We start from the raw sequence: 23,023 nt of genomic DNA on the forward strand, positions 1-23,023 counted from the left end.
CGGGGCGCAAGGCCCTCGCGTGATGCATCAGGCTGCGGTGCCGGGGGCTTCGCACGGAATCCGGATCACGAAACGCATGGTCGGCGGGCGCCCCGGCTGCTCGCCCGTCGCCTCGTCGCTCTCCTCGTCGATCTTCTCGGATCCGACTGCCAATGCCGTCCGTGAGCCAGCAGGCGCCGGCACGTCCTCGATCCGGATCGTGCCCTGGTGCAGTGTCACGATTTCATGCACGATGGCCAGCCCGAGGCCGGCGCCACTCGGCGCGGCCTGGGCCGGTTGCGCGCCCGGCGTGTGATCGCCACGGAAGAAGCGCTTGAACACTTCCTCGCGGCGTGTCGCAGGAATGCCGGGCCCGTTGTCTTCGATCATCACCACGGCCATGCCGCGATGACCCAAGGTCTCGCCGCCGGCACGCACCGTGATCCGCCCGCCGGCAGGCACATACTTCACCGCGTTGTCGATCAGGTTCGATAGCGCCTCGCGCATCAGCAGACGATTGCCACGCACCACGGCCGGCGCGCCGCCGGTGAAGGTGGGGCCGGGCAGCACCTCGAATCCAAGATCCACACGCCTTGCCAGCGCCTGCGGCACCCATTCGGCACCGATCTCGAAGGCCATTTCGGCCAGATCGAAATGCTCGACCGGTCCTAGCCGTTCGAGCGACAACCCCGGTTCGGCGCGGGCCAGCGACAGCAACTGGTTAGACAGGCGCACGGCGCGATCCGCGGCGGTCTGTACCTCCCGCAAGGCCTGGCGGGCCACCTCGAGCGAATCGGCATCAACCGCGCGGTCGGCATGGAGTTTGACGGCGGTCAGCGGCGTGCGGAGCTGGTGGGCGGCATCGGCGATGAACTTGCGCTGGGCGTCGAGCGCGTCGCGCAGCCGGGAGAGCAACGCGTTCAGGGCGCGAATCAGCGGCTCGACTTCGGCGGGCATCTGGGATTCGTCCAGCGCCGCCAGCGAGCGCGCGGTCTGGCGGTTGAGCTTGTCGGTCAGGATCTGCAACGGCACAAGCTCTTCCTTGAGCACGTGCGACAGGATCAGGCTACCCACCAGCAGCAGCAGGATCAGCGGCACCGACACCGACAGCAGGATCTCGTTGGCTGCAGTTTCCCGCCGGTCGAGGAGTTCGGCTACTTCGATGACGATCGGCCCACGCATCGTGCTGGTCTCACCGCCCGTACCCGCTTCATCGGGGCTGGGTGGCGGCAGGTTGACCGGGAGCCGCACCGCGCGCACCTGCCGGCCGCTGAACCAGGCATAGAACAGCCGGGCGTCATGCAGCGTGGTCTGGCCTGTGCCGTAGCCAAGCCAGGTATCCATCCCGCCGATCAGCCCGTCGGGCCCGTGGATGCGCCAGTAGATCCGGTCGGAGCCTTCGGCTTCCACCAGGGTCTGGGCGATCATCGGGATGTCCTGCTCCAGGCGTGGGCCGGCGATGCGGATCTGCTGGGCGATGTTGTTCGCCACGCCATACAGCGCACGGTCGAATACCTGGGTGGTGTAGTGGGCCGCCAGCCAGTACGACAGCGAACCGCTGGTCAGAACGAGGGCGAACAGCGGCGTGGCCAGCGCGCGCAGCAGGTGGACACGCAGGCTTGGATTCGACGTCGGTTTGGGATTGCCGCCGCCGCGCAGGCGCTTGCCGGTCGCGGTCGTTGCGGGCGTGTCACCGGCTTGCGCCGAGGAGGAAGACGAGCGCGGCCACATGGCGATTCAGGGCATCCCGGGGAATCTGCTTCCCTCAGTGGCCGGCACGAATCTGGAGCAGGTATCCGAAGCCGCGCACGGTGACGATCTCGACGTCGCCATCTTCGAGCTTCTTGCGGACGCGGTGCACGTAGACCTCGATGGCGGTGTCGCCCACGGTGTCGCCGCCTTCACCGGCCGGGTGCGCGAACGTGGCCAGATGGTCCTGCAATTGTGCCTTGCTGACCACGCGGCCCTGTCGCTGCAGCAGCAGTTCGAGCACGGCGAATTCGCGGGGCGACAGTTCCAGCGGGCGGCCATCGACGAACATGCGGCGGTCGTTGCCGGACAGGCGGAGCCTGCCCAGGCGCACATCGCGCTCCGGCGCGGCCTCGCCGTGCTGGCTGCGGCGCAGCAGCACGCGCACGCGTGCCTCCAGCTCGGGCAGTGCGAAGGGCTTGACCAGATAGTCGTCGGCGCCGGCATTCAGGCCGGAAAGCTTGTCCTCGAGCTCATCCCGGGCGGTCAGGATGATGACGGGGGTGGTGCGGTTACGGGCGCGGTAGCGGGCCAGCAGCGTCATGCCGTCGATGCCGGGCAGGCCCAGGTCGAGGATGACGAGATCGTGCTGCTCGCGCAGCAGATGGTCGGTGGCGTAGACACCGTCGTGCACCACGCGCACCTGATGGCCGGCGCGGGACAAACCGGCCTCCACGCCGCTGGCGATTTGACGGTCGTCCTCGATCAGCAGGATACGCATGGGAGCAAGACAACGAGACTCGTAGGAGGGATGCCGCTGATTGTACAGGGACGCCCCGTTGTCTGCCTTTCAGTTGCCCTACAGCGCCTTCCCTGGCGTGTTAGCGCGCCAGACCGGCGGCGGCTTTCTCGATGAACGTGGCCAGGTCGATGTCGCGCTGGGTCAGCCCGTTGGCATCGTGGGTGGACAGGGTGATGTCCACGCGGTTGTACACGTTGAACCACTCGGGGTGATGGTCCACCTTGTCGGCTTGCAGCGCGACGCGCGTCATGAAGCCGAACGCCGCGTTGAAATCGGCGAAGCGGAACGATTTCTGGATGGCGTCACGGTCCTGGACCGGGGTCCAGCCAGGCAGGCCGGCGAGCAGGCTCGCGCGGGCCTCTTGGGAGAGAGGAGTCATGATGGGGGCTCGATCTGAAGAGTAGGGTAAGACGAAGGCCGGCCCGCCCGGGCCGCGAGCGGCCGGGCTTGCCGGCATTGTTTCACAAAGCGGCTGGCGGGATGCGCGCCGCTCAGATGTCGTCGCTGTCGGCCCAGCCTTCGCGGGTGCCGACGTTGATCACGCGATCGCCCTCGACAATATCGCCGGCGCCCAGCGTCGGCAGGGCGCGCAGGTCCGGGTACAGCGCGGTGAAATCGGGGCGGGTAGCGTCGAACAGCTGTTCAAAGCTGTCGATCACGAAGTAGGTCTTCTGGAACGTGTCGATGCGGTAGCGCGTGCGCATGATCCGGTGCAGGTCGAAACCGATGCGGTTCGGGCTGGCCGAATCCAGGCTGTAGATCGACTCGCCCTGGCTGGACAGGATGCCGGCGCCGAAGATGCGCAGGCCTGCGGGCGTGCGGATCAGGCCGAATTCCACGGTGTACCAGTACAGGCGCGCCAGCATGTCGAGCGCGCCGAGCTTGGCCGCCTTGAGGCCACCCTTGCCGTACGCCTCCATGTAGTCGGCGAAGATCGGGTTGATCAGCAGCGGCACGTGGCCGAACACATCGTGGAAGCAGTCCGGTTCCTGCAGGTAATCAAGCTGCTCGGGCTTGCGCATCCACCAGCTTGCCGGGAAGCGGCGGTTGGCCAGGTGGTCGAAGAACACCTCGTCCGGCACCAGGCCCGGCACGGCCACGACCTGCCAGCCGGTGGCGCGCATCAGCGTTTCATTGAGCTGGTCGAATTCGGGCACGCGGTTGCGTTCCATGCCCAGCGTGGCCAGTCCCTGGAGAAATTCGTCGCACACGCGGCCCTGGAGCATCGAAGCCTGGCGGTCGTACAGCTTGCGCCAGATCGCATGGTCGGTATCCGTATAGCGGTGCACCGGCTGGGCGATGGTGAAGTCCGGGCGCAGTTCCTGGCCTGATAGCAGGCCATCGTCGAACTGTTCCTTGAGCTTGGCGGTCATCGTGCCGGCAAAGGCGGTGGCGCTTTCCTGCGGGGCGGCCGTGGCGATCATCTATGTCTCCTGTATGCGGAATTTATGCATAGTCTAGCGACCAGATGCTGCATTCAGGCCGCAAAATCAGCCTGATTACGGTGATGGATGCATATAATCCGCGCATATCTAACATTCAATGCGAGATTGATGCGAATCATGAGCCATGCCGACCTGGACCCCTTCGACCTGGCCCTGCTGGCGGCGCTGCAAGCCGACGGCAGATCCACCCATCAGCAACTGGCCGAGCGCGTGCACCTGTCGCCGAGCCAGGTCGGCCGGCGTCTGGCGCGGCTTGAGGCCGACGGGGTGATTACCGGCTATCGCGTAAACCTGTCGGCACAAGCCTTGGGCCTGGGGGTGCTGGTCTTCATCAGCGTCAAGCTGGCGCACCACGGCGACACGATCATCGAGCGCTTCGCCGAGGAAATCCTGCTGCTGGAGGAAGTGCAGGAGTGCTACTCGGTGGCGGGCGAGGCCGATTATCTGATCCGCGTGGTGGTGGCGGATCTGCCCACACTGGCCGAATTCACGATGAAACGCCTGATGCGCGTGCCCGGCGTGGAGAGCATCCGGTCGAACATTGTGCTGACCGCGCTCAAGCGCGAAGGACCGCTGCCACTTTCACATTTGCGCTGAAACGGTCACGCGATCTGAACAAAATGTGCAGAGGCTTGCGCTTGCCATCCGCGCATGTCACCCTCGCCCGGTGGCAAATCCGGAAAGGGCAAGATGATGTCGAAGATCGTCACGGCGGTTGGAACCGCCGCCGCAGGTCTCGTGCTGGGGGCAGTGCTGTGGGCGCCGATGGCGTCAGCCGCGCAGATCACGCGCTTTTCACCCGAAGGGGTGGTCCCGCAGGTACGGCAGGTGGCGATCCGCTTCGACGAGGCGATGGTGCCGATGGGCGATCTCAAGGCCGCGCCGCCAGCGGCGGTGTCCTGTACCGGCGGCAGCGTTGGCGGCAGCGGGCGATGGGTCAACGCCACCAACTGGGTCTACGACTTCGAGCGTGACCTGCCCCCGGGCGTGCGATGCTCGGTGCGGATGTCGGCAGGCCTCAAGAGCGTGGCTGGCAAGACCTACGCCGGCAAACCGGAATACAGGTTCGAGACCGGCGGCCCGTTTGTGATCTCGGCGCGCCCGTCGGGTGGACAGATCGAGGAAGACCAGGTGTTCGTGCTGCGCTTCAATGGCGCGGCCACGGCGGGATCGATCCGTGAACATGCGTGGTGCCAGGCCGAAGGCCTTGGCGAGCGGATTCCGGTCAGGCTGCTGACGGGCAAGGAGCGGGATGGCGTCATCGAAGCGGTGCGCTGGAACGACATCGTCAAGCAGAACCCCGAAGCCGTGCATCTGCTGGCCTGCCAGCAACGCCTGCCCGCCGGCGCGCGCATGCAGCTCGTGCTCGATGCCGGCATCTCCACCCCGTCCGGGCTGGCCACCACTGCGCCGCGCCGCTTCGACTATCAGGTGCGCGAACCGTTTGCCGTGGGCTTCACCTGCGAGCGCGAACGTGCCGAAGCCCCATGCACGCCATTGCGGCCGCTGGTCGTCACGTTCACCGCGCCGGTACCGCGCAAGCTGGCCGAGCACATCGTGCTCAAGACGCCGTCCGGCCCGCGCGCACCTAAGTTCGATAGCGACGATGCCAGGGACGCTCCGGTGTCGTCGGTCACGTTCCCGGGCCCCTTCCCGGAGAAGGCCAGCCTCACGATCGAGGCGCCGAAGGATCTGAAGGACGAGAGCGGTCGCTCGCTGTCCAATGCCGACCTGTTTCCCATCAAGCTGACCACCGCCGCGCTGCCGCCGCTGGCCAAGTTCGCCGCCGCGCCGTTTGGCGTGGTCGAACGTTTTGCCGATGTGCCGCGCGGCAAGTCGCCGGCTGACTATCCGCCGCTGCTGCCAGTCACGCTGCGCAACGTCGAAGCCGATCTGCCGACGCTGTCGGCGCGGGCCGAAGCCGGCACGGTCGCACGACTCAAGGTCGATGACGATGGCGCGATCCTGCGCTGGTTCGGCATGGTCAAGCGTATGCACGAGAACTCGTGGACGCGTCAGGAGCTTGATGCGATCCGCGCAGGCAAATCGCCGTCGGAAGCACGCAGCCCGCGCAACGCGCCATCTATCGAGACCCGCTCGGTGTCATTGCTCGAAGGCGTATCCGGCGCGAAGAAGCTGGCAATTCCGAAATCGAACGACACCTCGCCTCGACCATTCGAAGTGGTCGGAATTCCGCTGCCGGAACCTGGCTTCCATGTGGTTGAGATCGCTTCGCCGATGCTGGGCGAAGCACTGCTCGGGCGGAAGGCGCCGATGTATGTGCGCACAGCGGTACTGGTGACCAACCTCGGTGTGCATTTCAAGCTTGCGCGTGGCCTGGCCGATGGCGACATGAGCGGTCTCGCGTGGGTCACCTCGCTGGATGACGGCAAGCCCGTGGCCAATGCGAAGGTGGCCGTGCGTAGCTGCGATGGCGAGTTGCTGGGCGAAGGCGCGACCGATGCCACCGGCGTCGCCCGCTTCGCAAAGCTGCCCGATCGCCGCTACAAGGATTGCGCGAACGGCATGGACGGCTACTTCGTCTCCGCGCGCATTGCGGCGGACCACCCGCAGGCGCGTGGCAAGGCCGACATGGCGTTCGTGATGTCCGACTGGAATCGCGGCATCGAGACGTGGCGCTTCAACGTGCCGACAGACCTGAGTCCGAACCAGACCGTGCGTGCGCATACGATCTTCGATCGCACGCTGCTGCGCGTGGGTGAAACGGTGTCGATGAAGCACCTGATCCGCACGGAGACCGCACAGGGATTCGCGCTGCCTGCCGCGATGCCGGACAAGGTGGTCATCACGCACGAAGGTAGCGGTCAGACCTATGAACTGCCGCTGGCGTGGCGTAACACGGCCACGGGTGGCCGCAGCGCCGAGAACACCTTCCAGGTGCCTCAGGCGGCCAAGCTGGGCGTCTACGATGTGGCGCTGGTCTATGGTGATGGGCGCACGCTGAGCAGTGGCAGCTTCCGCGTGGAAGCGTTCCGACTGCCGGTGCTGGCTGGCACGCTGTCGGTGACCAAGGATCCGAAGGCGAAGGGCAATGCCCTTGTGGCGCCCGCCGAGGTACCGGTTGGCGTGGAGATCCACTACACGAACGGTGGTGGCGCAGCCGGGCTGCCCGTGAGCGTGTCGGCGCTGATGCGAAACAAGTACGTGAACTTTGCCGACTACGACGATTTCTCGTTCAACCCCCCACGACCGCAGCAGCAGAGCGCCAGCGGTGACGAGGAGGAAGACCAGGAAGGCGAGAGCTCGCGCGACGAAGCGGAGAAGCTCGTCGCCGACAAGCTGCCGTTGACGCTCGACAAGGACGGCAATGGCAAGGTCACGATCAAGAAGCTGCCGAAGGTGAACGTGCCGGGCGACCTCGTGCTCGAAGCGGGCTTTGCCGATCCGAATGGCGAGATCCAGACGCTACGGCAGACCGTACCGGTGTGGCCTTCGGCGGTGGTGGCCGGCATTCGCGCCGCGAACTGGGTATCGGTGTCACAGAAGCTGGCCGTGTACGGCGTGGTGCTCGACACGCAGGGCAAGCCGATCGCCGATACGCCGGTACAGGTCAAGGCGAGCGCGCGGATCACCACGTCAGCGCGCAAGCGCGTGGTGGGTGGCTTCTATCGCTACGACAACCGCAGCGAAACGAAAGACCTGGGCGTGGTGTGCGAGACGCGTACCGACGCACAGGGCCGCGCGCGTTGCGAGGTGGCGTTGTCGCAGGCGGGTGAAGTGGAACTGGTAGCCAACGCGCGCGATGGCGATGGACGTGTGACACAGGCCGCGACGACCGTCTGGGTCACGCGCCAGGGCGAACTCTGGTTCGGCGGCGAGAACCACGACCGCATGGACGTGCTGCCGGAGAAGAAGGCCTACGCGCCGGGCGACACCGCGGTGTTCCAGGTACGGATGCCGTTCCGCCGCGCGACGGCGCTGGTCGCCATCGAGCGCGAAGGCATCCTGGACACCGAAGTGGTCGAGCTGAACGGCACCGATCCGACCATCAAGCTCAAGGTCAAGCCGGAGTGGGGCCCGAACGTGTATGTCTCGGTGCTCAGCATTCGCGGACGTCTGCGCGAGGTGCCCTGGTACTCATTCTTCACGTGGGGATGGCGTCAGCCGCTGGACTGGTGGCACGCGTTCCGCAGCGAGGGCAAGGAATACGTGGCGCCGTCGCCGCTGGTCGATCTGTCGAAGCCGGCGTTCCGCCTCGGTCTGGCGGAGATCCGCGTCGGCAACGAAGTGCACCGGCTCGACGTGACTGTCACGCCTGACAAGGTCGCGTATCCGGTGCGCGGCAAGGCGCATGTGGTGGTGCAAGTGAAGCTGCCCGACGGCAAGCCGGCGGCGAATGGCGAGGTCGCGCTGGCGGCGGTCGATCAGTCGCTGCTCGAACTGATGCCGAACACAAGCTGGAACCTGCTCGATGCGATGCTGCAGCGGCGCAGTTATGGGGTGGAGACCTCGACCGCGCAGATGGAGATCATTGGTCGCCGCCACTATGGCCGCAAGGCCGTGGCCGCGGGCGGTGGTGGTGGCAAGAGCCCGACGCGCGAGCTATTTGACACGCTGTTGCTGTGGAATCCGCGCGTGCAGCTCGATGCGGAAGGCAAGGCCGCACTCGACGTGCCGCTCAACGATTCGCTGACCAGCTTCCGCATTGTCGCCGTGGCCGATCTTGGCGCGGGCCGCTTCGGCAGCGGCAGCGCGTCGATCGCAGCAACGCAGGACCTGCAGATGATCGCCGGCCTGCCGCTGCTGGTGCGCGAGGATGACAAGTACCGCGCGATGTTCACGCTGCGCAATACCACGCAGCGTGCGATGACCGTGGAAGCCACCGCGCGCGCGACGCTGGTCGACGCGCAGACGCTGCCCGCCCAGACCGTGCAGATTCCTGCTGGTGAAGCGCGAGAAATTGGCTGGGACATCACCGCGCCGGCACTGCTGGCGTTCAGTCGCGGTGGGTCGATCCTTTGGGAAGTGGGCGCGACCGAGAAGGGCACCGGCACCGCCAGCGACAAGCTCAAGGTCTCGCAACAGATCGTTCCTGCCATCCCGGTGACGGTGCAGCAGGCAGTGCTGGCGCAATTGACGCCGAACGCCTCGATGCCAGTGCAGGCGCCGGCTGGTGCGCTGACTGATCCAAAGGGCCAGGTGCGTGGCGGGATGCAGGTGTCGCTGCAGTCGTCGCTGGCTGGCGGCATGCCCGGTGTGCGCGAATGGTTCCGCAACTATCCGTTCACGTGCCTCGAGCAACGCTCGTCGAAGGCGCTCGGCCTCGGCGATGCCGCCGCGTGGGATGCATTGATGGTGCAGTTGCCGTCCTACCTGGACAGCAACGGGTTGGCCGCGTACTTCCCGCTGCGTAGCGATGGAAGCTACGGTAGCGAAGTGCTGACGGCCTATCTGCTCTCGATCTCCGACGAGGCTGCGCGTGCTGGCCTGCCGATGCGCGTGCCGGACGCGCTGCGCGATCAGATGGAGCGCGGACTGACCGCCTTTGTCGAAGGTCGCATCACGCCGCCGCGCTGGGCGCCGTCTTCGGCGACGATGGATCTCGACGTGCGCAAGCTTGCCGCGCTGGATGCGTTGTCGCGCACCGGCCATGCACAGGCGCGGATGCTCGGGTCGATCCAGATCCTGCCCGAGCAGTGGCCGACGTCGGCGCTGATCGACTGGCTCGGCATTCTGTCGCGCGTGCAGGATATCCCGCAGCGTGACAAGCGCATGGCCGAAGCCACGCAGTTGCTGCGCAGCCGCCTGACGGTGCAGGGCACGCGACTGGTGTTCTCCACCGAGCGCACCGACAACTGGTGGTGGCTGATGTCTGGTGGCGATGTGAACGCCGCGAAGCTGCTCGCGCTGGCGACACAGTTGCCGGACTGGAAGGGCGATGTGCCCGAACTGGTGACCGGGCTGCTCGGCCGGCAGACGCGCGGCGCGTGGATGACGACCACGGCCAACGCCTGGGGCGTGCTGGCGATCCAGCGCTATGCGCAGGTGTACGAGAAGACGCCGGTGGCAGGCGCGGCGCGCGTGGCGCTGGGCGATGCGTCACGCACGTTCGAATGGTCGAAGGCCACGCAGAAGGACGGCGTGACCAGCGGCATGGTCGAATTGCCGTGGCCGGCCAAGACATCGACGGCACCCGCCACGCTGCAGGTCGAACAGCAGGGCTCGGGTCGTCCGTGGGCCACGGTGCGCGCGCTGGCGGCCGTACCGCTGACCGAACCGGTGTCGGCGGGCTATCGCGTGCGCCGTACCGTGACGCCGGTGGATCAGGCGGTGGCAGGCAAGTGGTCGCGTGGCGATACCTATCGGGTGAAGCTCGACATCGACGCGCAGGCCGACATGACGTGGGTGGTGGTCAGCGATCCGGTGCCAACCGGCGCGACGATTCTCGGCAGCGGCCTGGGCCGCGATTCGGAAATCGCGACGCGTGACGAGAAGAAGTCGTGGTCTGCCTTCACGGAACGCACACCTGCGGTCTATCGCGAGTACTTCGGCTATGTGCCGAAGGGGGCGTTGTCGGTCGAGTACACGGTGCGCCTGAACAACGCCGGCGAGTTCACGCTGCCACCCACGCGCGTTGAAGCGCTGTACGCGCCCGATGTGTTCGGTGAGACGCCAAACGCCAAGATGACGGTGGGGGCAAAACCGTGAGCTGGATCGCCATGCGGATGCCCCCACGCGTGCGCGAATGGTGGATTGCCGGCGTGCTGGCCGGCGTGACATACGGCGTGATGCTGATCCAGGTGTCCGCGTACTTGCCTCCCGGCACGCCGTTGACGGGCCAGATCGCCTATCAGCCGATCTGGAAAACCGCGATGGCGGTCATGCTCGCGCGCGCGGCGTGGTTCCATCGCCCGCTAGGAGAGCGGCGCTGGCTCGTGACCGCGCTGCTCTTCTCCGCGCTGGGAGATCTGTTGCTGGCGCTGCCCGGTCTGAAGATCTCGTTCATCGGCGGGCTCGGGGCGTTCCTGATGGCGCACCTGGCCTATCTGCGTCTGTTCGTGCCGATGATGGGAGACCTGCGGCCGCATCGGCTGATCGGCTGTGGTCTGATCATCGGCGCGGCGGGCGCATTGCTTGGGCGCTTCTGGCCGAATCTCGGCGATCTGATGTGGCCGGTCACGGTCTACATCTGCGTGCTGGCGGCGATGGCCTGCACGACGATGCTGGCATCGCTGCCTACGGCGCTGGCGGCAATCGGCGCTCTGTTTTTCGTGGCGTCGGACGCGATGATCGGCATCGCGAAGTTCCTGTCGTTGTTCGACACGTACCAACTCGGCATCTGGTGGACCTACGCCATCGCACAGGTGCTGCTGGTGGCGGGCGTGGTGGCCGAGCGGGACGCGTGAGAGGTTGGGGTTCGTGATGAAGCGTGGTGGGATTCATGTTGCTGTGGCGCTGCTGTTATTCGCGGGCGCCGCGCAGGCCGTGCCCACGTTTCGAGAGGTTCGCGCCAACTGGCGCAGCGCCGATATCGTGGTGGTGGATCGCCACGGCGAAACCGTGGCCCGCGTGCGTGACGACTTCCGCGCGCGGCGCGGCGACTGGGTGACGCTGACCGATACGTCGCCGGCCTTGCGTACTGCCATCGTGCTATCCGAGGACAAGCGCTTCTACGCGCATAGCGGCGTCGACTGGCAGGGCGTGGCGGCTGCCGCATGGGCCAATCTGTGGAACACCCGCACACGTGGCGCTTCGACACTGACGATGCAGCTCGCCGGGTTGCTCGACGAGGATCTGCGCGCGGGCCGTGGTCGCAGCATCGGACAGAAAGTCGAGCAGGCGGTCAGCGCGGCGTCACTCGAGCGTGGCTGGAGCAAGGACCAGATCCTCGAGGCATACCTGAATCTGGTGCCGTTCCGTGGCGAACTGGTGGGGCTCTCCGCGATGTCGCAGACGCTGTTCGGCAAGGTGCCGAGCGGGCTCGACGCGCGTGAGTCGGCAGTGGCCGTCGCGCTCGTGCGCGCGCCCAATGCCTCGGCCGCGCAGGTGTCCAAGCGTGCGTGCGGCATTCTGCGCGACATGGGCCAGCCGCGCGAATGCGAGGGGCTCGACGGTTTCACTGCGCTGGTGCTGGTGAAGTCAGCCAGTGCGCAGACCGGCCCGCAGGCCCGCAACGCCAATCTCGCGCCGCATCTGGCGCGTGCCGTTATCGCGCAGGCACGAGAGTCCGGCAAGCCGGTGCCGCCGCGCATCACCTCGACGCTCGATGCCGGGCTGCAACGCGTGGCGGTGAGCAGCCTCGATCGCCATCTGCGCGAGCTGGCGGGGCGCAATGTCGAGGACGGCGCCGTGGTGGTGATCGACAATGCCAGCGGTGACGTGCTGGCCTACGTCGGCTCTTCAGGCATCCTGTCCGCGGCGTCACAGGTCGATCACGCGGCCGCGCTGCGGCAGGCCGGTTCGACGTTGAAGCCATTCCTCTATGAACAGGCTATCGAGGAACGCAGGCTGACCGCGGCATCGCTGCTTGACGATCGTCCCGTGAACCTGCCCACTGGCGGTGGCCTCTACATTCCGCAGAACTATGACCATCGCTACGCAGGCTGGGTCAGTCTGCGCGCCGCGCTGGGTTCGTCGCTGAACGTGCCGGCCGTGCGCACGCTGGTGATGGTGACGCCGCACCGCTTTCATCAACGGCTGGTGGCGCTCGGTCTGCCGCTGACGCAATCAGGCGACTACTACGGCTATAGCCTTGCGCTGGGCAGTGCGGATGTGTCGCTGCTGTCGCTGACCAATGCCTATCGCAGCTTCGCGAACCAGGGCGCGTATGCGCCATCGCGGATGACGCTGAATGCGATCGCACCGTCGAAGCAGAACGTGATGATGCCTGCGGCGACGTTCGTGATTGGGGATGTGCTGTCTGATCGCCACGCGCGGGCGCGCACGTTCGGGCTCGACAGTCCGCTGACCACGCGATTCTGGACCGCCGTGAAAACCGGCACGAGCAAGGACATGCGCGACAACTGGTGCGTCGGCTGGTCGGAGCGCTACACAGTGGGCGTGTGGGTCGGCAATGCCAGCGGCGCGAGCATGCACGACGTGTCGGGTGTGTCCGGTGCGGCGCCTGTATGGCACGAGGTCATGGAAGCGCTGCATCAGCGCACGCCGAGCCGCGCACCGGCGATGCCATCAGGCGTCGAACGTGTGCCATTGACGTTCGATGACGAACTCGAGCCAGCACGGCAGGAGGTATTCCTGAGCGGCACCGCGATGCGGCGCGTCAGTGTGGGCACGACGGAGCAGGGCAACACGATGCCGGCTATCGCCAGCCCGGCCGACGGCACGATCTTCGCGCTCGATCCCGATATTCCTCCGGCCGCGCAGCGGATCTGGTTTCATGCCGATGGGCTGACGGGTCAGACCGCGCGCGCGGTGAGCTGGCGCATGGACGGCAAGCCGCTCGGCAAGGGCGGGCAGGTTGCCTGGTTGCCATGGCCGGGCCGGCATCGCGTGCAACTGGTCGATGCGGCGGGGAAGGTGGTGCACGAGATCGGCATCGAGGTGCGCGGCGCGGGCGTCCGTGAGACGGCCGCGTCACGGAAGACGCCTGTTGGGTCGGTCCGGCAGTAGCCGCACGACGCGCGTATCATCGCGGGGTTCGCTGAAGTACCTATCCTGAGGAGCTTCCAGATGACCACACCACGCAAGCTGGGCCGTAACGGCCCCGAGGTATTTCCCATCGGTCTGGGCTGTATGGGCATGAGCGAGTTCTATGGCGCGCATGACGATGCCGAATCCATCCGCACGATTCACCATGCGCTCGACCACGGCGTGAATCTGCTCGACACCGCCGACATCTATGGCCCGCACACGAACGAGCAGCTCGTGGGGCGTGCGCTTGCCGGTGGCCGGCGCGACAAGGTGGTGCTGGCGACCAAATTCGGCATCGTGCGCGACCCGTCGAATCCGACGGCGCGCGGCGTCAATGGTCGTCCCGAGTATGTGCGCGCCGCCTGCGATGCGAGTTTGAAGCGGCTCGGTGTCGACCATATCGATCTGTACTACCAGCACCGCATCGATCCCGATACGCCGATCGAGGACACCGTTGGCGCAATGGCCGAACTGGTCAAGGCGGGCAAGGTGCGGTGGATCGGCCTTTCTGAAGCCGGCGTCGAGACAATCGAGCGGGCGCACGCGGTGCATCCGGTCACGGCGCTGCAGACCGAGTATTCGCTCTGGACGCGCGACGTCGACGAGAACGGCATCATGGCCACCTGCGCGCGGCTTGGCATCGGCTTCGTGCCGTATAGCCCGCTGGGCCGTGGGTTCCTGACCGGCGCGATCCGCACGCCCGACGATTTCGAAGCGGACGACTATCGGCGTACCAATCCGCGCTTCATGGGCGAGAACTTCGCGCGCAACCTGCAACTGGTCGATGCCGTGCGTGCGTTGGCGAGCGAGAAGGGATGCTCGCCGGCGCAACTGGCACTGGCCTGGGTGCTGACGCGCGGTGAGCACGTTGTGCCAATTCCCGGCACGCGGCGCGTGGCCAATCTCGACGACAACCTGGGCGCGCTCGGCGTGACGTTGAGCGCGCAGGATCTGGCCCGGATCGACGCGATCTTCCCGCTGGGCGCAGCGGCGGGTACGCGCTATGCGGCAGCGATGATGCAGTTCCTGTCGCGCTGAGCGGGACCGAGTCATCGGCGCGGCCTACTTCCGGTGACTCTCGGCGACAATGGAGGTCTCGTTTGCCTAGCCGCCTTGTTGCCGATGACCGCTCCCGCCGCTTCGTTCGTCCCCCTGGATGCCGCCGCCACGGCGGCACGCCTGCCTTATCCGGAACTGGCCCAGGCCATCGCGGCCATGCTGGCCGAGCTACGCGACGGGACCGCCATGGCGCCGCCGCGTATCGCGCTGCCGGTCGGCGACGTGGAGCGTGGGCATGGCACGCTGCTGGTCATGCCGGCACGCAACCGCGACATCGTGATGACCAAGAACATCACGGTGCATCCCGACAACCCGCAACGCGGACTGCCCAATATCCTCGGCGAGGTGGTCGTCGCCAACGCACACACCGGCGAACGGATTGCATTGCTCGATGGCCCGACCGTTACGGGCCGCCGCACGGCTGCCGTGTCGCTGCTCGCGGCCCAGTCGTTCGCGCCCGTGCCGGATGGCGAGCTTCTGATCGTCGGCGCAGGCGTGCAGGCGCAGACGCATCTCGAGGCGTTCGTGGCTGGCTTGCCCGTTCGCAAGGTCTGGCTGCATTCGCGCACGCGAGACAAGGCCGAGGCGCTGGCGGAGCACGCCGGGCGCCTGGGCGTCTCGGCCACGGTGATCGAGGATGTGGCGGAGGTGCTGCCGCGTGTGTCGATGGTGGTGACGGTGACATCGAGCCGCACGCCGGTCCTGCCCGATCTCGACAGCGGCCTGTGGACTGACCGCCATTTCATTGCCGCAGTCGGCGCATTCCGACCGGAAATGTGCGAACTGCCCCCGCGGCTTTGCCATGCGGCGGCGGCCAGTGGACGTCTGCTGGCGGACACGCTTTTCGGTATCGAGGATGAAGCGGGAGACCTGCTGCAGGCCGGTATCGACTGGCAGACCGTGCAGCCGTTCGAGACAGCGATCCTGGAGGCTGATGCATTGCGTGCGCGGACCGGGAGTCCCCTCGTGTTCAAGAGCGTGGGCTACGCGCTCTGGGATCTCGCAGCATGCGTGCTGGCCAGCAAAAAGTGACACAAAATGCCTTCGCACAATACCCGAACGGGTGTTTGAGCGCGGTCAGATCACGCCAGAAGGTCCCTTTTTCCGAAATGGTCTTTCATGCTTGAAACAGAACCGTTGCGCGGAAGCGTCGGTGTGTAGCCAAAAATCTGAAAATTCGTACTCAGACTTTGGGTTAACCCTGTCTTTAGGGCAAATCTTCTACCGTTGGGTAACCGGTTTGAAACAGTCGGGGCCCGGCGCACAGGATAATGCGCCCCTAGCAGTGCGTTGTAACCAAAGGACGGAGTAAGAGGAACAATGAAGACGATCTATAAGAAGATGCTGGTGGCAGGCGCCGCCATGGCACTGGCTGGTGTTGCACAGGCTCAATCGGCAGGCAGCAATATGGTCAGTTTTGGCTGGATGCGAATCATGCCGACGGGCCACTCGGAATTTCTGACCATTGATTCGATTGGTGGCTTCCCGGTCGGCGCGCAGAAGCCGAACACGGGCGCGACGATCGATTCGGCCGATACGCTCGGCCTGACCTTCGCCCACTTCTTTACCGACAATATTTCGGCGGAATTCGTGCTCGGCGTGCCGCCGAAGCACAACGTGAGCGGCGATCGCGGCTACGAGAAGTACGGCAAGCTCGGCGAAGTGCGCCAGTGGAGCCCGGCCATCGTGGCCAAGTGGCACTTCTTCGACGCCAAGACCAAGTTCCGCCCGTATGTGGGTCTCGGTGTGAACTACACGTGGTTCACGGGCGAATCCGTGACCAACCAGTCGTTCGTGCAAGGTGAATTCGGTCCGGGCTCGCACATGACCGCAAGCGCCAAGTCGTCGTGGAACCCGGTGTTCAACGTCGGCGCCAGCTACGCCGTGACCGACAACTGGTTCGTGGGCTTCTCGGTGTCGTACGTGCCGGTCACCACCACGGCCAATTTCACGACGACGCTGGCCAACGGCGCGCAGGTTCAGTCGCACACGAAGATCAAGATCGATCCAGTCGTGACGTACCTGAACGTCGGCTACCGCTTCTGAGCCTTTCCGGCGTGGACGTGAAAAAGGGCACCTTCGGGTGCCCTTTCTTGTTTGACGGCGACGATCAGCTTGCCGACTTGACCGGGTAGCCGGCGCCTTCGATGGCTTGCTGCAGCGCCTGGCGGTCCGCAGCCGATTCGACCTTGACCGATTGGGTTGGCACATCGGCCGATACGCGAGCAGCCGGGTCCACGGCCTGCACGGCGCGAGTGATGGAACCGACACAGTGGTTGCAGGACATGCCTTCGACTTGGAACTGGATCATGGTGATGACTCCTGTTGGGTTGGATCGGTGAGCAATGAATCTCGACGACAGGTTGAAGTGTGAACCTTCCCACCATGGGAAGCGCAAGTGTCGCGTGCGACTCAACAAATCCTTGACCTTCCAATGGTGGTAAGGTTCACAGTGCAGTTGTCGCGCTCCGTCGCTCAGATTCCACGACTCCGATGACCCATCCTGCCGCATCTCTCCAACCATCCGAATGGCGTCTACCTGTTGAGGGTATGACGTGTGCTTCGTGCGTGCGCCGCGTGGAAACGGCGCTGGCCAAGGTGCCCGGCGTGCATGACGTCGCGGTCAATCTGGCCACCGAGCAGGCCACGCTGCAGGCCGATAGCCCCGAAGTGCTGAGCGCGGCTGCCAAGGCCGTGGCCGATGCCGGCTACGACGTGCCGCGCGCCGAGATCGCACTCAATATCGCCGATATGACCTGCGCGTCATGCGTGGGCCGTGTCGAGCGTGCGTTGCGCGCCGTGCCGGGTGTGGTGGACGCGCAGGTGAACCTGGCCACTGAGCGTGCCACGGTCACCGTGTTGCGCGGCGCGGCCGATGCGGCGACGCTGGCCGCCGCCGTCGAGCGTGCCGGGTACGGTGCCACGCCGGTGGTCGAAGCCGCTGCCGCAGCGGTGGGTACGGCCGAGGCCGGTCCCGGTTTCTGGGCCGGCCCGTGGCCGGTGGTGATCTCGGCCGCGCTGTCGTTGCCGCTGGTGATGCCGATGGTGCTCGAATGGTTTGGCATCCACGCGATGCTGCCGGGTTGGGTGCAATGGGCGCTGGCCACGCCGGTGCAGTTCGTGTTCGGCTGGCGCTTCTACAAGGCGGGCTGGAAGGCGGTGCGCGCCGGTGCCGGCAATATGGATCTGCTGGTCGCGCTCGGCACCTCGGCGGCGTACTTTCTGTCGATCTGGCAGATGGCCGAGGCTGGCGATGCCATGCCGCATCTCTATTTCGAAAGCGCGGCCGTGGTGATCACGCTGGTGCGGCTGGGCAAGTGGCTCGAGACACGGGCCAAGCGTCAGACGGCCGACGCGATCCGCGCGCTGGCTGCCTTGCGCCCCGATACCGCGCAGGTACGCCGCAACGGCGTGGAGCAGACCGTGCCGCTGGCCAGCGTGCGTGTTGGCGATGAGATCGTCGTGCGTCCCGGCGAGCGGATTCCGGTAGACGCCGATGTCGTGGAAGGCAGCAGCCATGCCGACGAATCGATGCTGACCGGGGAATCGGTACCCGTGCCCAAGCAGCCCGGCGACAGGTTGACCGGTGGCTCGATCAACTATGACGGGTTGCTCGTGGCACGCACGGCGGCCGTCGGCGCCGAGACCGTACTGGCGAAGATCATCCGCATGGTCGAACATGCCCAGGCCGCGAAGGCGCCGATTCAGCGCATGGTCGATCAGGTCAGCGCGGTCTTTGTACCAATCGTGCTGGTCATCGCGCTGGCGACACTGCTTGGCTGGGGCCTGGTCATGGGCGACTGGACTACCGCATTGCTCAATGCCGTGGCGGTGCTCGTGATCGCCTGCCCATGCGCGCTGGGTCTGGCCACGCCGACCGCGATCATGGCGGGCACTGGCGCCGGCGCCCGCGCGGGCATCCTGATCAAGGACGCAGAGGCGCTCGAGGTGGCGCATCGTGTATCGGTAGTGGCTTTCGACAAGACCGGGACGCTGACCGTGGGCAAGCCCGAGGTGGTGGCGCTGCATGCCGCCGATGGCGATGAGCCCGCATTGCTCGCGAAGCTGGCTGCACTCCAGGCCGGCAGCGAGCATCCGCTGGCGCGCGCGGTGACGACGCTTGCCACGGCACGTGGCATCACCGCGCCAGCGGCCACTGACGTGCGCGCGCTGCCGGGACGCGGTATCGCCGGCATCGTTGCATGGCAGGCGCTGCAACTCGGCAGCGATGGCCTGCGTGCCTCGTTGCAGGCCGATGCGGGGGCGCTGCAGACCGATGCCGAGCGGCTGCGTGGCGAAGGCCGCACCGTCTCCTGGCTGATCGATACGGACCAGCGCCGCGTGCTGGGGCTGGTGGCATTCGGCGACGCGATCAAGCCGGGCGCCGCTGCCGCGATCGCACGCCTGCGTGAGGCCGGCATCCACACGGTGATGCTGACGGGCGACAACGCAGGCGCCGCGGCGCGTGTGGGTAAGCAACTGGGGCTCGACGAAGTGCAGGCCGAGGTGATGCCGGAAGACAAGGCCGCGCGCGTCGTCGCGCTCAAGCGAGGTGGCGAAGCCGTGGTGGCGATGGTGGGCGACGGCATCAACGATGCCCCCGCGCTGGCGGCGGCCGATGTCGGCATCGCCATGTCCACTGGCACGGACGTGGCGATGCACGCGGCCGGCATCACGCTGATGCGGGGCGACCCGGCGCTGGTTGCCGATGCGCTGGCCGTGTCGCATCGCACGGTGCGCAAGATCCGCCAGAACCTGTTCTGGGCGTTCATCTACAACGTGATCGGCATTCCGCTCGCGGCGGCCGGTCTGCTCAATCCGGTCGTGGCGGGCGCCGCCATGGCATTTTCAAGTGTCAGCGTGGTCAGCAACGCACTGCTGCTGCGCCGCTGGCATCCGCTCGCAGGTAGTGGACACAAGGAGGTCACGCAATGAACATCGGAGAAGCCGCGGAAGCCTCGGGCGTTTCCGCCAAGATGATTCGCCACTACGAGTCGATCGGACTAGTCGATGCGCCGCCGCGCAGCGAGGGTGGGTATCGGCGGTATGACGAACGCGCGGTGCACACCTTGCGCTTCGTGCGGCGGGCCCGTAATCTCGGATTCTCGCTCGACGAGATTCGCGGTCTGTTGTCGCTGTGGCATGACCGGGCGCGCGCCAGTGCGGATGTGAAGGCGCTGACGCTCAAGCACGTGGCCGACCTGGAAGTCCGCATCGCCGAACTTGCTGCGATGCGCGACACGCTGCGGTCGCTGGCCGAAGCGTGCACGGGCGATGACCGGCCCGACTGCCCGATCCTGTCGGATATGGCCCGTGCCGACAGCGAGGATCGCCCGGCCTGCCATCACTGAGTGCTGGCGGCTCGGGGCCGGGGGAGCGCAGGCGTCAGCGGTACTGAAGGATCCAGATCCAGATAACCAACAACAAGCAGGCGTACCCGACGAGGAGACGTGTGGGATGAATGAACCTGTGACCGCCACTGGCCTGCCAGGCGCGCGCGAATCCGCCGTAACCAGAGCCGTACCCACCGAGACACGCCAACGAATGCGCGATGGCACCGAGCTGCTGCTGCGCACCTGGCTGCCCGATCCCCAACGCTTTGCCGAGCCGCTTGGCACGGTGCTGCTGGTGCATGGGCTGGCCGAGCATAGCGGGCGCTATGGCCATGTTGCAGCAGCGCTCTGCGCGCTCGGCCTGCGCGTGCGGGCCTACGACCATCGCGGCCACGGCGGGAGTGGCGGGCCGCGCATGGTGGCGCCCACGCCGGACAGCTATCTCGACGATCTGGCCGAAATCTACGATGGTGCAATGCGGCAATGGAACGAATTGCCGATCGTGCTCGGGCACAGCATGGGCGGACTCATTGCTGCGCGCTTTGCCACCGCGCGCGTGCGGCCGATCCGCGCGCTGGTGCTGTCGTCGCCCGCGCTGGCGCTTCGCCTGTCCAATTCTATGCTTACGATGCATCGAGTACTACTTGCTTTGATGCCGCGTATTCGTGTGCCGAATCCCATTGATGCCCGGCTGTTGTCCCACGATGTCGATGTGGGGCGCGCATATCGCACCGATCCGCTGGTGCAGGGGACGATCAGCGCCAGCGTGCTGGAGACATTCATCCGGGGAATGCCGCAGGCCCTGGCTGATGCGCCGCGGCTGGAAGCGCCCATGCTGATGCTCGTGGGTGGCGCGGACCGCATCGTCGATCCGGAGGGCAGCCGCATCTTCTTCGAGAGCGCGCCAGAGGATCTGCGCGAGATGGTCTGGTTCGACACTGGCTATCACGAGATCTTCAACGAAGCCGAGCCGTTGCGCGGCGAGGTGTTTGCGGCACTGACTCGCTGGCTGCGGCAGCGACTGGAGACTCCGGCAAAGCACTGACGGCGGAAGCACCCCGAGTCGTGCGATGATTTCGGGCATTCCAGCAGTAACTGCCGGTGTCTGAATAGGATCGCAGGGAAATGGAGACGTTCGACTACATCATCGTGGGTGCGGGTTCGGCGGGTTGTGTGCTGGCCAACCGGCTGACGCAGGACAGCGATGTCAACGTGCTGCTGCTCGAAGCGGGCGGCAAGGACGACTATCACTGGATTCATATTCCGGTCGGCTATCTCTATTGCATCGGCAATCCGCGCACCGACTGGCTCTATCGCACCGTGGCCGAAGCCGGCCTGAACGGCCGCTCGCTCGGCTATCCGCGTGGCCGCGTGCTGGGCGGGTCATCGTCGATCAACGGCATGATCTATATGCGTGGCCAGCGCGAGGACTACGACGACTGGGCACGCATCACTGGCGATGACGGCTGGCGCTGGGACAACGTGCTGCCGTTCTTCAAACGCAGCGAGGACCATCACCGTGGCGCGAACGAGTTCCACGGCGCCGGTGGCGAATGGCGCGTGGAAGCGCAGCGGCTGCGCTGGGAAATCCTCGAGTGCTTCATCGAGGCCGCCGAGCAGGCTGGCATTCCCCGTACCGACGATTTCAATCGCGGCGACAACTTCGGCGTGGGCTATTTCGAGGTCAACCAGCGTCGCGGCATTCGATGGAATACGTCGAAGGCGTTCTTGCGCCGTGCGGCGGAACGGCCCAACCTGACCATCGTCACCGGCGCGCAGGTTAGCGCGTTGACGTTCGATAGCCCGGACGGCCTGCGCTGCACCGGCGTGCAATACCTGGGCGGTGGCCAGCCACACGAGGCGCGCGCGAAGCAGGAGGTGATACTTGCTGCCGGCGCGATTGGCTCGCCGCAGTTGCTGGAGCTCGCGGGCATCGGCCAGCCAGACCGGCTGCAGGCGCTGGGCATCCGCGTGCGCCACGCGCTGCGCGGCGTGGGCGAGAATCTGCAGGATCACCTGCAGTTGCGTTCGGTGGTCAAGGTCCAGGGCGTGCGCACGCTCAACACGCAGGCGGCGCATTGGTGGGGCAAGCTTGGCATCGGCCTGCAATACGCCTTCAACCAGAGCGGGCCGATGAGCATGGCGCCGTCGCAACTCGGCGCGTTCGCGCGCAGCGATCCCGAGCAGCCTCGCGCCAATATCGAATACCACGTGCAGCCGCTGTCGCTGGACAAGTTCGGCGATCCATTGCACAGCTTCAATGCCTTCACGGCGAGCGCCTGCAATCTGCGGCCCACGTCGCGCGGCAGCGTGCATATCGAAGAAGCCGATTTCCGTCGCGCGCCATTGATCGCGCCGAACTATCTGTCCACTGAGGAAGACCGCAAGGTCGCCGCCGATTCGATCCGCCTGACGCGGCGCATCGTGTCATCGCCGGCATTGGCGCGCTACAAGCCGCAGGAGTATCTGCCCGGCGCGACATTCCAGACCGACGAGGAACTGGCGGAAGCTGCTGGCGCGATCGGCACGACAATCTTCCATCCCGTTGGCACTTGCCGGATGGGTGGCGCGGACGATGCCGACGCGGTCGTCGACAACCGCCTTCGCGTGCGGGGTATCAGTGGTCTGCGCGTGGTCGATGCGTCGGTGATGCCGTTGATCACGTCCGGCAATACGAACTCGCCGACGATCATGATTGCCGAGCGTGCCAGCGATATGATCCGCGCGGATCGCAAGGCAAGCGCTGGTAATCCGGACATCGTCACGGCGCCGTCACCAGCAGTCACTGCATAGTCAGTATGCGGTGCAACACGCACCGCATGAAGACCGGCCGATTACATCATCGTCACGCCGTTTCGACGTCTCTCGCAGACATCGGTACGCGCTCGCACGTCTGTCGTGTGGGTGACATATCGTGCATGTATTACGCCTAGTGCAAACCCCGATGTTTTGCGACGCAGCAGGCGCACACAATAGTCGCCGGCATATCGGTGCCGCAGACTCCACTTGGTGCTGCGCCACCGCGCCAGTCCGGCAGCCGCGCCGAATCACACCTACAAAGCGGCAACCATGGCGACACAGCGCCGGAGTTCGAACCATTGTCA

16 protein-coding genes are annotated in these 23,023 nt (G+C 66.0%); 11 read left to right on the forward strand and 5 right to left on the reverse strand.

Annotated elements, in window-relative coordinates:
• Positions 1-27: 27 nt before the first annotated feature.
• The 4 genes from B2246_RS11545 to phhA all read right to left on the reverse strand — a co-directional run bounded on the left by B2246_RS11545 (position 28) and on the right by phhA (position 3,894).
• Positions 28-1,710 (reverse strand): sensor histidine kinase, encoded by a 1,683-nt coding sequence (locus tag B2246_RS11545; protein WP_008640982.1) that lies wholly within the window; start codon positions 1,708-1,710, stop codon positions 28-30.
• A 34-nt stretch (positions 1,711-1,744) separates the two neighbouring features.
• Positions 1,745-2,449 carry a response regulator transcription factor gene (locus B2246_RS11550; protein WP_008640981.1) on the reverse strand — a complete coding sequence of 235 codons (705 nt, stop codon included), beginning with the start codon at positions 2,447-2,449 and terminating at the stop codon, positions 1,745-1,747.
• Positions 2,450-2,549: 100 nt separating this feature from the next.
• Positions 2,550-2,849 carry a 4a-hydroxytetrahydrobiopterin dehydratase gene (locus B2246_RS11555; RefSeq protein WP_017514891.1) on the reverse strand — a complete coding sequence of 100 codons (300 nt, stop codon included), beginning with the start codon at positions 2,847-2,849 and terminating at the stop codon, positions 2,550-2,552.
• Positions 2,850-2,961: 112 nt separating this feature from the next.
• On the reverse strand, positions 2,962-3,894 hold the full coding sequence (gene phhA, locus B2246_RS11560; protein ID WP_186425468.1) for a phenylalanine 4-monooxygenase: 933 nt from the start codon (positions 3,892-3,894) through the stop codon (positions 2,962-2,964).
• A 138-nt stretch (positions 3,895-4,032) separates the two neighbouring features.
• Here phhA and B2246_RS11565 point away from each other — a divergent pair, with 138 nt between their 5' ends.
• The 7 genes from B2246_RS11565 (at position 4,033) to B2246_RS11595 (ending at position 16,632) form a co-directional block, all read left to right on the forward strand.
• Positions 4,033-4,512: an Lrp/AsnC family transcriptional regulator gene (locus B2246_RS11565; RefSeq protein WP_035881174.1), complete on the forward strand. Its 480-nt coding sequence runs from the start codon at positions 4,033-4,035 to the stop codon at positions 4,510-4,512.
• A gap of 93 nt (positions 4,513-4,605) precedes the next feature.
• The gene (locus B2246_RS11570; protein WP_286882251.1) at positions 4,606-10,584 is read left to right on the forward strand and encodes an alpha-2-macroglobulin family protein; all 5,979 of its coding nucleotides are present in this window, start codon (positions 4,606-4,608) and stop codon (positions 10,582-10,584) included.
• Positions 10,581-11,282 carry a lysoplasmalogenase gene (locus B2246_RS11575; protein WP_008640976.1) on the forward strand — a complete coding sequence of 234 codons (702 nt, stop codon included), beginning with the start codon at positions 10,581-10,583 and terminating at the stop codon, positions 11,280-11,282. Before B2246_RS11570 ends, B2246_RS11575 begins: the two co-directional genes overlap by 4 nt.
• A 16-nt stretch (positions 11,283-11,298) precedes the next feature.
• Entirely contained in the window at positions 11,299-13,506 is a 2,208-nt protein-coding gene (pbpC, locus tag B2246_RS11580) for a penicillin-binding protein 1C (RefSeq protein WP_286882304.1), read from the forward strand.
• A gap of 60 nt (positions 13,507-13,566) precedes the next feature.
• A complete protein-coding gene (locus tag B2246_RS11585) occupies positions 13,567-14,565 on the forward strand; it encodes an aldo/keto reductase (RefSeq protein WP_286882250.1) in 999 nt (332 codons plus the stop codon).
• A gap of 84 nt (positions 14,566-14,649) precedes the next feature.
• Positions 14,650-15,618, forward strand: coding sequence for a delta(1)-pyrroline-2-carboxylate reductase family protein (locus B2246_RS11590; protein WP_008640970.1), 969 nt, complete (start codon positions 14,650-14,652; stop codon positions 15,616-15,618).
• Between the two features lie 288 nt (positions 15,619-15,906).
• Positions 15,907-16,632, forward strand: a complete 726-nt coding sequence (locus tag B2246_RS11595; RefSeq protein WP_008640969.1) for an OmpW/AlkL family protein — start codon at positions 15,907-15,909, stop codon at positions 16,630-16,632.
• 64 nt (positions 16,633-16,696) lie between these two features.
• On the opposite strand, the gene B2246_RS11600 is transcribed toward B2246_RS11595, so the two are convergent.
• Positions 16,697-16,897 carry a heavy-metal-associated domain-containing protein gene (locus B2246_RS11600; protein ID WP_008640966.1) on the reverse strand — a complete coding sequence of 67 codons (201 nt, stop codon included), beginning with the start codon at positions 16,895-16,897 and terminating at the stop codon, positions 16,697-16,699.
• Between the two features lie 182 nt (positions 16,898-17,079).
• Between B2246_RS11600 and B2246_RS11605 the strand changes: the two genes are divergently transcribed.
• The 4 genes from B2246_RS11605 (at position 17,080) to B2246_RS11620 (ending at position 22,712) form a co-directional block, all read left to right on the forward strand.
• The gene (locus tag B2246_RS11605) at positions 17,080-19,521 is read left to right on the forward strand and encodes a heavy metal translocating P-type ATPase (protein WP_286882249.1); all 2,442 of its coding nucleotides are present in this window, start codon (positions 17,080-17,082) and stop codon (positions 19,519-19,521) included.
• Positions 19,518-19,937, forward strand: coding sequence for a Cu(I)-responsive transcriptional regulator (gene cueR, locus B2246_RS11610; protein ID WP_008648660.1), 420 nt, complete (start codon positions 19,518-19,520; stop codon positions 19,935-19,937). The genes B2246_RS11605 and cueR overlap by 4 nt, the downstream gene beginning before the upstream one ends.
• Positions 19,938-20,043: 106 nt before the next feature.
• Positions 20,044-20,964, forward strand: a complete 921-nt coding sequence (locus B2246_RS11615) for an alpha/beta hydrolase (RefSeq protein ID WP_286882248.1) — start codon at positions 20,044-20,046, stop codon at positions 20,962-20,964.
• Between the two features lie 80 nt (positions 20,965-21,044).
• Positions 21,045-22,712 (forward strand): GMC family oxidoreductase, encoded by a 1,668-nt coding sequence (locus B2246_RS11620; protein WP_008648864.1) that lies wholly within the window; start codon positions 21,045-21,047, stop codon positions 22,710-22,712.
• Positions 22,713-23,023 lie beyond the last annotated feature (311 nt).

This window comes from Cupriavidus sp. UBA2010 (assembly GCF_002335265.1).
Classification (GTDB): domain Bacteria; phylum Pseudomonadota; class Gammaproteobacteria; order Burkholderiales; family Burkholderiaceae; genus Cupriavidus; species Cupriavidus metallidurans.

Bases quoted from the DNA above. Each gene is read 5' to 3' on its own strand.
- B2246_RS11615 (WP_286882248.1), top strand. From the start codon at position 20,044: ATGAATGAACCTGTGACCGCCACTGGCCTGCCAGGCGCGCGCGAATCC.
- cueR (WP_008648660.1), top strand. From the start codon at position 19,518: ATGAACATCGGAGAAGCCGCGGAAGCCTCGGGCGTTTCCGCCAAGATG.
- B2246_RS11565 (WP_035881174.1), top strand. From the start codon at position 4,033: ATGAGCCATGCCGACCTGGACCCCTTCGACCTGGCCCTGCTGGCGGCG.
- B2246_RS11605 (WP_286882249.1), top strand. From the start codon at position 17,080: ATGACCCATCCTGCCGCATCTCTCCAACCATCCGAATGGCGTCTACCT.
- B2246_RS11545 (WP_008640982.1), bottom strand. From the start codon at position 1,710: ATGTGGCCGCGCTCGTCTTCCTCCTCGGCGCAAGCCGGTGACACGCCC.
- B2246_RS11555 (WP_017514891.1), bottom strand. From the start codon at position 2,849: ATGACTCCTCTCTCCCAAGAGGCCCGCGCGAGCCTGCTCGCCGGCCTG.
- B2246_RS11550 (WP_008640981.1), bottom strand. From the start codon at position 2,449: ATGCGTATCCTGCTGATCGAGGACGACCGTCAAATCGCCAGCGGCGTG.
- pbpC (WP_286882304.1), top strand. From the start codon at position 11,299: ATGAAGCGTGGTGGGATTCATGTTGCTGTGGCGCTGCTGTTATTCGCG.
- B2246_RS11620 (WP_008648864.1), top strand. From the start codon at position 21,045: ATGGAGACGTTCGACTACATCATCGTGGGTGCGGGTTCGGCGGGTTGT.
- B2246_RS11585 (WP_286882250.1), top strand. From the start codon at position 13,567: ATGACCACACCACGCAAGCTGGGCCGTAACGGCCCCGAGGTATTTCCC.
- B2246_RS11595 (WP_008640969.1), top strand. From the start codon at position 15,907: ATGAAGACGATCTATAAGAAGATGCTGGTGGCAGGCGCCGCCATGGCA.
- B2246_RS11590 (WP_008640970.1), top strand. From the start codon at position 14,650: ATGACCGCTCCCGCCGCTTCGTTCGTCCCCCTGGATGCCGCCGCCACG.
- phhA (WP_186425468.1), bottom strand. From the start codon at position 3,894: ATGATCGCCACGGCCGCCCCGCAGGAAAGCGCCACCGCCTTTGCCGGC.
- B2246_RS11600 (WP_008640966.1), bottom strand. From the start codon at position 16,897: ATGATCCAGTTCCAAGTCGAAGGCATGTCCTGCAACCACTGTGTCGGT.
- B2246_RS11570 (WP_286882251.1), top strand. From the start codon at position 4,606: ATGATGTCGAAGATCGTCACGGCGGTTGGAACCGCCGCCGCAGGTCTC.